Here is a 12,618-nt window from a genome sequence, read left to right on the forward strand (position 1 = left end):
GTCGTCAGCGCACCTGCTTGGCGTCGCCGTCTGCCGCGGATGCCGATTGCAGCGCCGCATCACCAGCGAGCTTCACCTTCAGGTTTTCGGTCATGAATTGCGTGCCGGCGGCGACCACGACATCGCCGGGTTTCAAACCCTCTGCGACACGCACGCCATCGGCGGCGAACTCGGCAACCTTGATCGGACGGGCATGAACGGTGTCGGCGCCACGATCGACGGTCCAGACGATCGATTGGATGCCTTGCTCGGCCAATGCGCTCAGCGGGATCGAGACCAGCTGCCGCTCATTGGCCGCCGAGGCTTCGATGCTGGCGGTCATGCCGAGCAGCACACGCGGATCGTTTGGCAGGCTGACGCGGACGGCAAAGGTGCGTGACTGCGGATCGGCGCTGCCGGCGACTTCGCGGACCTTGCCATCGAGCGCCAGCGCATCGTCGGACCAGAAGCCCGCCTTGACTGCCTTGCCCGGCCTGAATTCGGCGATTTCCATTTCGGGGACGGCGATCAGCACTTCCTTCTCGCCGTCGACGGCGACAGTGACAACCGGCGTACCGGAACCGACGACCTGACCGACGTCGGCACTGACCGTGGTGACGATGCCATCCCTGTCGGCCTTGAGATCGGTATAGCCGACCTGGTTCTTCGCCTGTGCAAGTGTCGAAAGGGCGGAATCACGCGTGGCGACCGCTTGGTCATAGGTCAAGGTCGCCTGTTCGAGCTGTGATTTCGGGGCAAAATTCTTGGCAAAAAGCTGCTCGGCTCGCTTGCGGGCAAGCTCCACAGTCTCGACCTGCCGCTCGGCGGCATCGAGCGCTGCCTGCGCGCTCTTGACCGAGAGGTCGTAGTCAATGGGATCGATGCGGGCGAGCACATCGCCCGCGGCCACATGCTGGCCGATATCGACGAGGCGCTCGGTGATCTTGCCATTGACGCGGAACGCCAGAGCGCTCTCGGTGCGGGCTCGCACCGAGCCGGAATAGGAGAGCGTGCGGGTGTCGTGCACCTTCGCGATCTCGACAACCTTGACGGGACGGATGATATCCTTGACTTCGGCTTTTTCCTGGCTGCAGCCGGCAAGCCCGAGAGTGGCGACGATCAGGCCGGCAACTGGCAGCTTGCGAAGGATGGAATTGGACAAAGACATCTTGGTACTCCGACTGGAGATGAATGGTCGACAACCGGCTGGCGGGGGCTATTACTTCAGAGCTCTGATCGCATAGTCGATCAGATCGTCGGGCATCGCCCGGTTGGTCTTGGCAAGGCACTGCGCCACCATTTGCGGATGGCACAGGATGACCGTTGCGGCACCGAAGCAGCGCGACGCGGTCACCGGGTCCTGTTGTCTGAACTCACCGGCCTCGATGCCGTCGCGGATCACCTCCGCAAACAGGTCGTGGATGCTGTCGACATGCTTGTCGATCACACCCCAGTCCCGTTCGAGGGCGACGATGACCATCTCGTGGACCTTCTGGTCGTCGAGCATGACCTCCATCGTCATCTTGTATTGCGCATGCACGTAACGCCGGAGCCGCTCCTCGGCGCTGATCGGCAGGCGCGAAATCTCGTAGGCCATCTTGTAGCTGGCGCCGAGCATACGGCCGCAGACGGCCTGGTGGATTTCGACCTTGGAGGCGAAGAAACGGTAGATGTTGGCGGGCGACATGCCGAGCTCACGCGCGACGTCGGCGACATTGGTCTTGCCGTAGCCATAGTGCCGGAACAGGCGCTCGGCGCAATCGAGAATGCGCGTTACATTTTCCTGTCGGGCGGCTTCGGCGACTATGGTGGCGGCTTCGGACATGATCCTCTATCGATTTACGAGTGATGAATTTCGATTTTCGTCACTCGTAAATTGAAAAGAGCGACCTGTCAATGCGGATTCGGTGTACACGTACGAATGATGACAGATGGTGACAGGGAACCGACGAAAGTCGCGGAGGCTTTGCCCAATCGCAAAGGTCGTAACTGGAGGAGAGCAGCGACGAGGCTTAAGTCCCCCTCGCCATCTCGCGCAACCGGAATTTCTGGATCTTGCCGGTCGAGGTCTTCGGGATTTCGGCGAAGATGACCGCCTTCGGCACCTTGAACCGGGCAAGCAGCGCGCGGCAGTGATCGATGATCTCGGCTTCGGTCGCGGCCTTGCCGGGCTTCAGCTCGACATAGGCAACAGGCACCTCGCCCCATTTGTCGTCGGGCCTGGCGACGACGCCGCAAGAGGCAACCGACGGGTGCTTGTAGAGCGCGTCCTCGATCTCGATAGAGGAAATGTTCTCGCCACCGGAGATGATGATGTCCTTGGAGCGGTCCTTCAACTGGATGTAGCCATCGGGGTGCATGACGCCGAGATCGCCGGAGTGGAACCAGCCGCCGGCGAAGGCCTCGTCGCTCGCCTTGCGGTTCTTCAAATAGCCTTTCATGACGATGTTGCCGCGGAACATGACCTCGCCGATGGTCTCACCATCGGCCGGTGTGGTCCGCATCGTCTCGGGGTCCATGACGGTCAGGCCTTCGAGCGCCGCATAGCGCACGCCCTGCCGCGCCTTCCTGGCACTGCGCTCGCCCTTTTCGAGATCATCCCAGGCGCCATGCCATTCGTTGACGACCGCCGGACCATAGGTCTCGGTCAGGCCGTAGAGGTGGGTGACGGCAAAGCCGGCATCGGCCATCCCCGACAGCACCGCTTCCGGTGGCGGAGCTGCCGCGGTGTTGAAGGTGACAGTCTGCGGGAATTCGCGCTTGTCCTCCTCCCTGGCATTGATCAGCACCGACATGACGACCGGGGCGCCGCACAGATGGGTGACGCCGTGATCGGCAATCGCATCGTAGATCGGCTTCGGCCGCACCCAGCGCAGGCAGACATGGGTGCCGGCCTGGACAGCGAGCGTCCAGGGAAAGCACCAGCCATTGCAGTGGAACATCGGCAGCGTCCAGAGATAGACCGCGTGCTTGGCCATGCCCGCATGAATGGTGTTGGTGTAGGCCATCAGCGCGGCACCGCGATGGTGGTAGACGACGCCCTTCGGATTGCCTGTCGTTCCGGAAGTGTAGTTGAGCGAGATGGCGTCCCACTCGTCGTCGGGCATCGACCAGGCGAAATCCTCGGCGCCGCCTGCGACAAACGCCTCATAGTCCAGCGTGCCAACCCGCTCGCCCTTCGGATACGGCGCGTCGTCGGCGTATTCGGGATCGTCATAGTCGATGACCAGCGGCTTGACCTCGGTCAGTTCCAGGGCCTGCCTGACAACGCCGGAGAATTCGCGGTCCACGATCAGCACCTTGGTCTCGGCATGATCGAGTTGGAAGGCGATGACCGCGGCATCGAGGCGGGTGTTGAGCGAATGCAGCACCGCCTTGGTCATCGGCACGCCGAAATGCGCCTCCAGCATCGGCGGCGTGTTGGACAGCATGACGGTGACGGTGTCGCCCTTGCCGATGCCGCGCCTGTCGAGCGCGGAGGCAAGCTTCAGCGACCGATGCCAGAAAGTGCGATAGTCGATGCGCTGGCGGCCGTGAATGATGGCGACATGGTCGGGATAGGTCTTGGCCGCGCGCTCAAGATAGGTGAGCGGTGTCAGCGGTTGATGGTTGGCCGCGTTCTTGTCGAGATCCTGTTCGTAAGGACTGCCCATCCCATGCTCCCCCCGCGGTTTCTTTCAGACGTTCTAATCACAGGCTCGGGCCGCGTCACCACAAACTATGCCACGAGAGAGCGCATTTGGCACAATGATGAACCAGATTCGGCGTAAGCGGGAGTATCGCATACCTCTGCCCAGTTTGACTTTTGTCGAGAGCCGTGAATAATGTCAGCCGAGGAGACGGCATGGCGATCCGACCGGCAGAACAACTCATCCACAAGGCCGCCTGGCTCTACTATGCCCATGGCCTGCGGCAGGACCAGGTGGCGAGCCAGCTTAACATTTCCCGTGCCTCGGTCGCCATGTATCTGCGCAAGGCGCGCGAGACCGGCATCGTCAACATCTCGACCTCGACCCAGCTTTTCACCGACGACGTGCTGGCGCGCAAGCTCGAGGATGCGTTGAGCCTCGACGCCGTCTGGATCGCGCCGGAGAATGATCATATTGCCGACCCATCGACGGAAATCGCCGTGCTGGCGGCGAGCGTCTTTCTCGAACTGGTCAAGAAGGGCGACCGCATCGGCGTCGCCTGGGGCCGCACCGTCTATATGATCGCCGACGTGATGTCCTATGCCGATCTACAGGATGTCACGGTGGTGCAGCTCTGCGGCAATCTCGGCGCGCCCTATTCCTATCGCCCCGACCAATGCACCATGGAAATCGCGCGGCGGCTCAACGCCAAGGGGCTCAATTTCTACGCGCCGCTGGTGCTGTCGACGGAAGAACTCGCGCGGGCGCTGCGTGCCGAGCCGGTGATCCGGGAACAATTGTCGGGTGTCAGCGAATGCGACCTGGCGTTATACTCGGTCGGCGCGGTCGACGCCGACAGCCATCTGGTCAAATGCGGCGCGCTGACGCCAAACGAAATGGCGGATTTGCGTAGCCAAGGCGCTGCCGGCGTGATTGCCGGGCAGATCATAGACGCCGAAGGCAAGGTGCTCGGCTGCGGTTATAACCGCCGGGTGATCTCCGCCGAACTTGCCTCGCTGCGCGCCATCACCAGGCGGTTGGTGGTGGTGCAGGAGGACAGCAAGTTCGAACCGCTGCTCGCGGCGATCGCCGGCGGCCTTTGCACGCATCTGGTGGTCGGCGCGCACATGGCGCAGCGGCTCCTGGACCATGCGGCTGCCACCATAGAAAAGGCCTCCTAGAAATCCTCCTCTCCGCTGCCGGCGCATTGTCATCAAAGCGTCGCGGCAATCCTGTTTCACCAACAAAGACAGCAACCGGACGAAGCGAACATGAAGAATTTGTGGAATGACGAAGCAGCCGAAAATCTCGTCGCAGACTACGCGAAAAAGGGTGTCGGCCGCGACCTGGCGCTGCGCGTCTACACGACCCGGCTGCTCGGCGGCGAACCACGGCTGGTCCTGCATGGCGGCGGCAACACCTCTTGCAAGACGACGGCAACCGACCTCGTCGGCGACCAGTGGGACGTGCTGTGCGTCAAGGGCAGCGGCTGGGATATGGGCGTCATCGAGCCGCAGGGCCTGCCGGCGGTCAAGCTCAAGCCGTTGCTCAAGGCGCGCGCGCTGAACAGGCTGGCCGACGAGGACATGGTTGCCCTGCAACGCGTCAACCTCATCGATCCGTCCTCGCCCAACCCGTCGGTCGAGACGCTGCTGCATGCCTTCCTGCCGCACAAATTCGTCGACCACACGCACTCGACCGCCATCCTCGCCATCGTCGACCAGGAGGACTCCAAACCTCTGGTGAAGACGGTTTTCGGCGCCAAGATGGGCTATGTGCCTTACATCATGCCCGGCTTCGACCTCGCCAAGGCGGCGGCCGACATCTTCGACGCCGACCCTGATGTCGAAGGCCTAATCCTGGACAAGCACGGCATTTTCACCTTCGGCGACGACGCCAAACAGGCCTACGACCGGATGATCCACTATGTGAATGTCGCCGAGGACTTCATTGCCGCAAGCGGCAAGCCGAAGGCGGCAAAGGCGGCCTTGCCGGCAAGCCTCGCGACACCGGCGTCCATCGCGCCGATGCTGCGTGGTGCGGTGGCGGTGGCGCGCGGCGAAGGCCGCTTCGACCGCATGGTCAGCGATTTCCGCACTTCGCCGGCAATTGTCGATTTCATCAATTCGGCCGAGATCGCCGACTATGCCGGACGCGGCGTGTCGACACCGGATCTGTCGATCCGCATCAAGACCGGCCCAATGGCGCTGCCGGCGCCCGATGCTGACAAGGCCGGCGACTACAAGGCGGTGATCAAGAGCCATGTCGACGCGTTCGCCAAGGATTATCGCGCCTATTTCGAAACCAATGATGCGCTCGACGACGTCAAGCGCACCATGCTCGACCAGATGCCGCGGCTGACGCTGGTGCCGGGCCTCGGCATGTTCGGCCATGGCCGCACGCTGAAGGACGCGAAGATCGCCTCGGACGTCGGCGAGATGTGGATCGAGGCGGTGCGCGGCGCCGAGGCGGTCGGCCGTTTCCACCCGCTCTCCAAGGCCGATCTGTTCCCGCTGGAATACTGGTCGCTGGAACAGGCCAAGCTCGCCTCCAACAAGCCGAAGCCACTGACTGGCCAGGTGGTGCTGATCACCGGCGGCGCCGGCGCGATCGGTGCAGCGACAGCCAAATTGTTCGCCGACAATGGCGCCCATGCCGTCGTCGTCGATCTCGACGCCGAAAAGGCTGCCGATGCGGCGAAGAAAGCCGGCAACAATTCGATCGGCGTCGCCGCCGACATCACCGACCCGGCGCAGGTGCGTGCCGCCTTCGACAGGGCGGTCGCCGTGTTCGGCGGTGTCGACATCCTGGTTTCCAATGCCGGCGCCGCCTGGGAAGGCCGCATCGGCGAGCTCGACGACGCACTCCTGCGCAAGAGTTTCGAGCTCAATTTCTTCGCCCACCAATCGGTGGCGCAGAATGCCGTGCGCATCATGCTCGAGCAGGGCACAGGCGGCGTGCTTTTGTTCAACACCTCCAAACAGGCGGTGAACCCCGGCCCGAAGTTCGGCGCCTATGGCGTGCCGAAGGCGGCGACACTGTTCCTGTCCAGGCAATACGCGCTTGACTATGGCGCGCATGGCATCCGCTCCAACGCCGTCAACGCCGACCGCATCCGCTCGGGGCTTCTGACCGACGCCATGATCGCCAGCCGCTCAGGCGCGCGCGGCGTGTCGGAGAAGGACTACATGTCCGGCAATCTGCTCGGCCAGGAAGTGACGGCGCAGGACGTGGCGCAGGCCTTCCTGCATCACGCGCTGGCCGACCGCACCACCGCCGATGTGACGACCGTCGACGGCGGTAATATCGCGGCAGCGTTGCGCTGACGTAGAGATCCGTCCAGACGAAAGGTGCGGTGCAACTCCGAAGCTTGCTCGAGAAGGGGCGGTTGGGAACTTTCGACCCGACCGGCCATTGAGATCGAGCAAGGTCAAGCAGCTAAATTGTTGCCGGGAGTTCCCTCATGCCAACCGATGACTGGTCCCTGCCCGAACGCTTTATTTTTTCGGGTCACCCGATCGCATGGGGAACGATCGGCGACGGGCCGCCGGCGGTCTTGCTTCATGGTACCCCGTTCTCGTCGGTGGAATGGCGGCGGATTGCAGCTTGGCTCGGGCAACGGCGCCGGATCTACTATTTCGACATGCTCGGCTACGGGCAATCCGCCAAGCCCGACGCGGACGTGTCGCGCGGCTTTCAAAACGAGTTGTTCGCGGCGCTCTACGCTCACTGGGAGCTGGAGTGGCCCGACATCGTGGCGCATGACTTCGGCGGCTCCGTCGCGTTGCGCGGCCACCTGCTCAACGGGCTCGATTATCGCTCTCTGGTGCTGATTGATCCGGTCGCGATCAGCCCTCAGGGATCGCCCTTGGTTCAAGCGGCAAAAGAACACGAGAAAGCGTTTGCCGGTCTGCCGGCCTATATCCATGAAGCCATGCTTCGCGCCTATATCGGCGGCTCTGTCGCGAACGCGTTGCGCGCGGACGAAATGCAGCTCTATCTGCAGCCATGGCTTGGAGACGAGGGACAGAAGGCTTTTTGGCGTCAGATCGCACAGATGGACGACAAGTACAGTCGAGAGGTCGAGTGGCGGTACGACGAGATACGTTGCCCTGTGACGATCCTGTGGGGTGAAGACGACGAGTGGATTCCGCTCGACGACGGGCGAGAACTGGCGCGCCGCATCCCCGGTGCGCCGTTCATCACAGTTCCAAATGCCAAACATCTCGTTCAGGAAGACGCGCCGGAGGCAATAATCTCGACTGTGCTCGACTTCTGGAACGACCAGCATCCTTCGGCCGCCGCGAAACCCCTGCTACAGCAACTCTAGAATGTGTTTCCAGGCCCTGGTTCCCAGCCTCGAATCAGCCTCGTCACTGCCGCCATGCTCATGCGACACCGAGCGCGGCGTGGTTTCCCCCGGCAAGAGAATACGGTGCCCCGCATCCGGCGATGAAACGAGGTGGGTGACCTTGCCGGCTTTGCCGCGCCGCCGGACAATCTCTTCCGCGAACCATAGGGAGGGCCACAGCGCATCGTCGCCACCCGCGACAAGCACAATCTCGGCCGATATCTTTTCCACGGGAATGGTCGCGGCATTCGCCTCCCGCTTGAAGGTTTTCATGCTGCGTTCGAATAACCCGCTGTAAGACACCAGACCATCTACCTGCTTGGATGCCCAATCCGGATCTGCCGGCACGAATGGCAGGGGAATACCGTCGAGCGACCATGAGGATCGTTCAGGCCAGCTGAAGCCATCCCGGCCCGCACCGATATTTCCCCAAACCACCGATGACGGGCTGATCGCGACCACAGCGTTGACACGCTGATCATGGACCGCTGCGCACAATGCGGCCTCGGCACCCTTGGATGTGCCGACATAGACGATGCGGTGGCATCCCGTTCCAATGAGATAGTCGGTCGCCGCAAAGAAGGTTTCGAGGGGAATTTCGCATATTCCAGGAGGCTGTCCCTCACCGCCAAACCATCGCAGGGCAAGGGCCGACGAACCCTGGTTTGCAAAGAGCCGTGCGCGCCCGACATCGATGCGGCCACTCGACCCACCCAACACCACGACACCGGTGGTGGCCTGCGGGCATCGAAACAAGGTTCCGGCGACGGCGCCGGACAGGTCTTCCTCGATTGCCGCCTGGACTTCCATATAAGCACCGTACCTTGGGCCGGAGCCTGGCGCCGGCTGCAGATATTCAGCAAAAAGGCCGCCTGCAGCAAGCGGCTGCAGGCGGCCTTCGATAGCGAAACCTACTTGGCGTTCGGGTTCGGCATCCAGGCCGGCATCGCGACATCGGCATGGGCGAACTGCGGCAGCTTGGCCGACAGGTCTTCCATGTTCTTGATGTCCTTGTCGATGAGGTCCTTCTGGGTGATCAGTGTCGGCGGCACGACGACGTTGTGGCCCGGATCTTCACCGGCCAGCAGCTGCGCCAGCGCACGCACCGAGACCTGGCCGACGACGGCCGGGTTGGTCGCGGCGGTCGCGGCCCAGGCGCTGTCGGGCTCACGCATCGCAGCGATATCGGACGTCGAGATATCGGCCGAATAGATCTTGATGCCCTTGTTCAAGCCCGCTTCGTCGACGGCGATCTTCACGCCCTTGGCGAATTCGTCATAGGGAGCGAACATCACCTTGATGTCGGGATGCGCCGTCAGCACCGAACGCGCCTGGTTGGCGACGGAGTTGGCGATCGGATTGTCGAGCGTGCCGAACATCGCGACTTCCTTGATGCCGGCATACTTCTTCTTGACGTCGACCCAGGTCTCGTTGCGGCGGTCGAGCGGCGCGATGCCGGCGACATAGACATAGCCGGCATTCCAGCTTTCGCCATTGTCCTTGACAGCCTGCTCGAGCGCGAGGCGCGCCAGGTCGCGGTCGGACTGTTCGATCTGCGGGATCTTGGGATTCTCGACATTGACGTCGAAGGCCACAACCTTGATGCCGGCGTCGACCGCACGCTGGGCAGCGTCCTTCATCGATTCCGTCAGGCCGTGCTGGATGATGATGCCCTGCACGCCGAGCGCGATGGCCTGATCGACCATGTCGGACTGAAGGGCGGCATCCTGGCGGCTGTCGAGGACACGCAGGTCGATGCCGAGCGCCTTCGACTGCGCCTCGACGCCCGACAGATAGGCCTGGAAGAAGTCGCCGGTCGAGAGATAGCGCACCAGCGCGATCTTGACGCCGGGCTTGTCGAAAGGCGCCGGCTTGTCCGCGGCAAAAGCCGGGACCTGCATCAGCATGGTTGCGCCGGCCAATCCGAGCGCCACCTTCCCCAGAAGTCTTCTTGTAATGCTCACTTTGTTTTCCTCCACTTTTGTTGAACCCAAAATCCTGTTCCGGTCGAAAGCTACCTCCGGCCTCTGCCAGAAAGCGCAAAGGTGAAGACAAGGGCGACGACCAGAACCACGCCCTTGACGAAATCCTGCGTATAGTAAGGCGCGTTCATCATCGTCAGGCCTTGCAGCAAGATGCCGACGAACAGCGCACCGATGGCAGTGCCGAAGGCGTTCGGCTTGGCGGCACCTAGCACCGCGTAGCCGATCAGTGCCGCGGCAACCGCATCGAGCAGCAGATTATTACCCGAGGCGATGTCGCCGCGTCCAAGCCGGGCAGCGAGCAAAATGCCGCCGATCGAGGCAAAAACTCCTGAAATAACGTAGGCCCAGATCTTGTATGCCTTGACAGGCGCACCGGCGAGTTCGGCGGCGCGCTCATTGCTGCCCACGGCATACATCATGCGACCGAAACGTGTGTATTCGAGGAAGAACCAGATCAGCACAGCGAGCACGAGCAGGACCACCACCGACACCGGAATCAGGTTCGGGATGAAGAAGTCAAAGCGGTGGCGGCCGAGCGCCAGGAAGGCGTCGGAGAATTTGCCGTTGGCGACCGAACCGTCCGGCATGGTCATGCCGGTGGCGATCGAGCGGCCTTCTGTCGGAATGCGCTGCAGGCCGACGAGCAGGAACATCATGCCGAGCGTCGCCAGCAGATCGGGCACGCGCATGTAGACGATCAGCCAGCCATTGATCAGGCCGACAACGGCGCCGATCAGCAGGCAGACGACGACCGCGACAAGAGCGTTCTGCTCCAGCACCACCATCACATAGGCGGCCGCCATCATGGCTGAGGTGGCGACCGAGCCGATCGACAGATCAAAGCCGCCGACAACCAGCGTGGCGGTGACGCCGAGCGCCAGCACGCCGGTGATGGCGACCGACTGGAAGATGAAAACCGCACTTTGCGGCGAAACGAAACCGTCGGCGGCGATCGAGAAATAGGCGACGAGCCCAAACAAGAGCACGATGAACCCGTAGCGGATGGCGTGATCGCGCAACGTCATTCAGCGCTCCCGCACGCCGCCGCGATTTTTACCCAACTCGAACCCATGCTCTCTCCATTCCAATTCCCATTTGCCGCCATCATCAGGCGGCGCTGTGCAGCGGCCCGCCGGCGACCTCGGCCAGCAGGCGGTCGAGATCGACATCGGCATTGCGGTGTTCGCCGACGATGGTCTGTTCCGACATGACCAGGATGCGATCGGCGGTCTCCAGGGCCTCGTCGAGTTCGGTGACGAACAGCAGCGTGGCGCGTCCGTTTGCACTGGCCCTGAGCTTGGCGGCAATGTCGCGCCGGGCCGAGATATCGACGCCCTGAAACGGCTCATCCAGAATGAACAGCCTTGCATCCTGCGCCATCCAGCGGGCGACCATCACCTTCTGCTGGTTGCCGCCGGACAGCTCCGACATCTCGTCCTTCTCAGAACGGCAGACGATGCTCAGTTCCTCGATCTGCCGGCGTGCCGTGGTGCGTTCGAGGCGGCGCCTCAGGATGCCGAAGCGAGACATGCGCTTGTGAAACGGCAGGCTGATGTTTTCCTGGATGTTGAAGCCTTGGACGATGCCGTTTTCGCCGCGGTCCTTGGCAACGAGGAACACGCCGGCGGCGATCGCTTCGCCGGCTGTTTCAGGTGCATAAGGCCTGCCGTTCAGCGTCATGGTGCCGGCGAGCGGCTGGCGCACACCAAAGAGAGTCTCGGCAAGCGCCGTCTTGCCGACGCCGACGAGGCCGGTGATGGCAACGACCTCGCCGTCGCCGAGCGTCAGCGAGATCGGCCTGGCGCCTTGTGCAATGCGCAGACCCTCGATCGTCAGTACTGCCTTGGCCGAATTCCTGACGACGATCTGGTCGAGATGGATCTTGCGGCCGAGCATGGCGTTGACCGCGCCTTCATAGTCGAGCGGTTTCTTGTCGAAAATGCCTGAGATGATCCCGTCACGCATCGAGACGATGCGATCGGCCAGCCGCCTGATGTCCGACATACGATGCGAGATGTAGAGGATCGCCACGCCCTGCTCGCGCAGCCTGTCGATCAGCGCGAACAGCCGGTCGGCCTCGGCGCTGGACAGCGATGAGGTCGGCTCGTCGAGGATCAGCACTTTCGGCTTGTGCGCCAGCGCGCGGGCAATCGCCACCATCTGGCGATCGGCCAGCGAAAGATCGCTCACCCGCGCCTTCAAATCGATGGCCAGCCCCATGCGGTCGGCAACCGCCTTGGCCTCCCGCCGCACGCGCATTGGGTTGAATAGGGTCGGCGCGCCGCTGCCGCTCAGCCGGTCGAGGGTCAGGTTGGTGGCGACGTCGAGGTCGGCGACGACACCGTCGTTGATATTCTGGTGCACGGTGACGACGCCGGCGCGGATCGCTTCGGCCGGGGTTTTCGGTGCGAAATCCTGGTCGGCGAGCGCCATCGTGCCGCCGCCGCGTTCGTAGACACCGGAGATGATCTTGACGAGGGTGGATTTGCCGGCGCCATTGGCGCCCATCAGCACGGTGACTTCGCCGGCATGCAATTCGACCGAGACGCCGCCTAGCACCTCGTTATGGCCAAAGGATTTCCTCAGTCCCTCTACGCGGAACACGGCATTGCCGACCATGCGTTCCTCCCTGACATGACGCTATGGGCTGCATCGGCATTTGTCAACACGATTG

The 12,618-nt window shown here is 62.7% G+C and carries 10 protein-coding genes; 3 read left to right on the forward strand and 7 right to left on the reverse strand.

The window, feature by feature from the left end; all coding sequences use genetic code 11:
- Nucleotides 1–4: 4 nt before the first annotated feature.
- From EOB59_RS08070 to EOB59_RS08080, 3 genes are all read right to left on the reverse strand, one after another.
- On the reverse strand, nucleotides 5–1,147 hold the full coding sequence (locus EOB59_RS08070) for an efflux RND transporter periplasmic adaptor subunit (protein WP_128288118.1): 1,143 nt from the start codon (nucleotides 1,145–1,147) through the stop codon (nucleotides 5–7).
- Between the two features lie 51 nt (nucleotides 1,148–1,198).
- Nucleotides 1,199–1,804 carry a TetR family transcriptional regulator gene (locus tag EOB59_RS08075; protein ID WP_128288119.1) on the reverse strand — a complete coding sequence of 202 codons (606 nt, stop codon included), beginning with the start codon at nucleotides 1,802–1,804 and terminating at the stop codon, nucleotides 1,199–1,201.
- A 187-nt stretch (nucleotides 1,805–1,991) separates the two neighbouring features.
- Nucleotides 1,992–3,632, reverse strand: coding sequence for an acyl-CoA synthetase (locus EOB59_RS08080; RefSeq protein WP_127396100.1), 1,641 nt, complete (start codon nucleotides 3,630–3,632; stop codon nucleotides 1,992–1,994).
- A gap of 191 nt (nucleotides 3,633–3,823) precedes the next feature.
- On the opposite strand from EOB59_RS08080, the gene EOB59_RS08085 reads away from it, so the two are divergent.
- From EOB59_RS08085 to EOB59_RS08095, 3 genes are all read left to right on the forward strand, one after another.
- Nucleotides 3,824–4,789, forward strand: coding sequence for a sugar-binding transcriptional regulator (locus tag EOB59_RS08085; RefSeq protein WP_127396099.1), 966 nt, complete (start codon nucleotides 3,824–3,826; stop codon nucleotides 4,787–4,789).
- Nucleotides 4,790–4,879: 90 nt separating this feature from the next.
- Nucleotides 4,880–6,934 (forward strand): bifunctional aldolase/short-chain dehydrogenase, encoded by a 2,055-nt coding sequence (locus tag EOB59_RS08090; protein WP_128288120.1) that lies wholly within the window; start codon nucleotides 4,880–4,882, stop codon nucleotides 6,932–6,934.
- A gap of 137 nt (nucleotides 6,935–7,071) precedes the next feature.
- Nucleotides 7,072–7,938 (forward strand): alpha/beta hydrolase, encoded by an 867-nt coding sequence (locus EOB59_RS08095; protein ID WP_127811067.1) that lies wholly within the window; start codon nucleotides 7,072–7,074, stop codon nucleotides 7,936–7,938.
- On the opposite strand, the gene EOB59_RS08100 is transcribed toward EOB59_RS08095, so the two are convergent.
- From EOB59_RS08100 to EOB59_RS08115, 4 genes are all read right to left on the reverse strand, one after another.
- The gene (locus tag EOB59_RS08100) at nucleotides 7,924–8,769 is read right to left on the reverse strand and encodes an acyl-CoA thioester hydrolase/BAAT C-terminal domain-containing protein (protein ID WP_128288121.1); all 846 of its coding nucleotides are present in this window, start codon (nucleotides 8,767–8,769) and stop codon (nucleotides 7,924–7,926) included. The two genes, EOB59_RS08095 and EOB59_RS08100, sit on opposite strands and share 15 nt — an antisense overlap.
- Nucleotides 8,770–8,870: 101 nt before the next feature.
- Nucleotides 8,871–9,923, reverse strand: a complete 1,053-nt coding sequence (locus EOB59_RS08105) for a substrate-binding domain-containing protein (protein WP_023808755.1) — start codon at nucleotides 9,921–9,923, stop codon at nucleotides 8,871–8,873.
- A 50-nt stretch (nucleotides 9,924–9,973) separates the two neighbouring features.
- The gene (locus EOB59_RS08110; RefSeq protein WP_127291078.1) at nucleotides 9,974–10,969 is read right to left on the reverse strand and encodes an ABC transporter permease; all 996 of its coding nucleotides are present in this window, start codon (nucleotides 10,967–10,969) and stop codon (nucleotides 9,974–9,976) included.
- Between the two features lie 82 nt (nucleotides 10,970–11,051).
- On the reverse strand, nucleotides 11,052–12,563 hold the full coding sequence (locus EOB59_RS08115; protein ID WP_128288122.1) for a sugar ABC transporter ATP-binding protein: 1,512 nt from the start codon (nucleotides 12,561–12,563) through the stop codon (nucleotides 11,052–11,054).
- Nucleotides 12,564–12,618: the final 55 nt, after the last annotated feature.

Source organism: Mesorhizobium sp. M7A.F.Ca.MR.176.00.0.0 (assembly GCF_004023165.1).
GTDB lineage: Bacteria > Pseudomonadota > Alphaproteobacteria > Rhizobiales > Rhizobiaceae > Mesorhizobium.

What these genes read in the sequence shown, in the direction of transcription:
- EOB59_RS08075 (WP_128288119.1), bottom strand. Translation starts at nt 1,804, where the DNA reads ATGTCCGAAGCCGCCACCATAGTCGCCGAAGCCGCCCGACAGGAAAAT.
- EOB59_RS08115 (WP_128288122.1), bottom strand. Translation starts at nt 12,563, where the DNA reads ATGGTCGGCAATGCCGTGTTCCGCGTAGAGGGACTGAGGAAATCCTTT.
- EOB59_RS08085 (WP_127396099.1), top strand. Translation starts at nt 3,824, where the DNA reads ATGGCGATCCGACCGGCAGAACAACTCATCCACAAGGCCGCCTGGCTC.
- EOB59_RS08070 (WP_128288118.1), bottom strand. Translation starts at nt 1,147, where the DNA reads ATGTCTTTGTCCAATTCCATCCTTCGCAAGCTGCCAGTTGCCGGCCTG.
- EOB59_RS08090 (WP_128288120.1), top strand. Translation starts at nt 4,880, where the DNA reads ATGAAGAATTTGTGGAATGACGAAGCAGCCGAAAATCTCGTCGCAGAC.
- EOB59_RS08100 (WP_128288121.1), bottom strand. Translation starts at nt 8,769, where the DNA reads ATGGAAGTCCAGGCGGCAATCGAGGAAGACCTGTCCGGCGCCGTCGCC.
- EOB59_RS08095 (WP_127811067.1), top strand. Translation starts at nt 7,072, where the DNA reads ATGCCAACCGATGACTGGTCCCTGCCCGAACGCTTTATTTTTTCGGGT.
- EOB59_RS08080 (WP_127396100.1), bottom strand. Translation starts at nt 3,632, where the DNA reads ATGGGCAGTCCTTACGAACAGGATCTCGACAAGAACGCGGCCAACCAT.
- EOB59_RS08110 (WP_127291078.1), bottom strand. Translation starts at nt 10,969, where the DNA reads ATGACGTTGCGCGATCACGCCATCCGCTACGGGTTCATCGTGCTCTTG.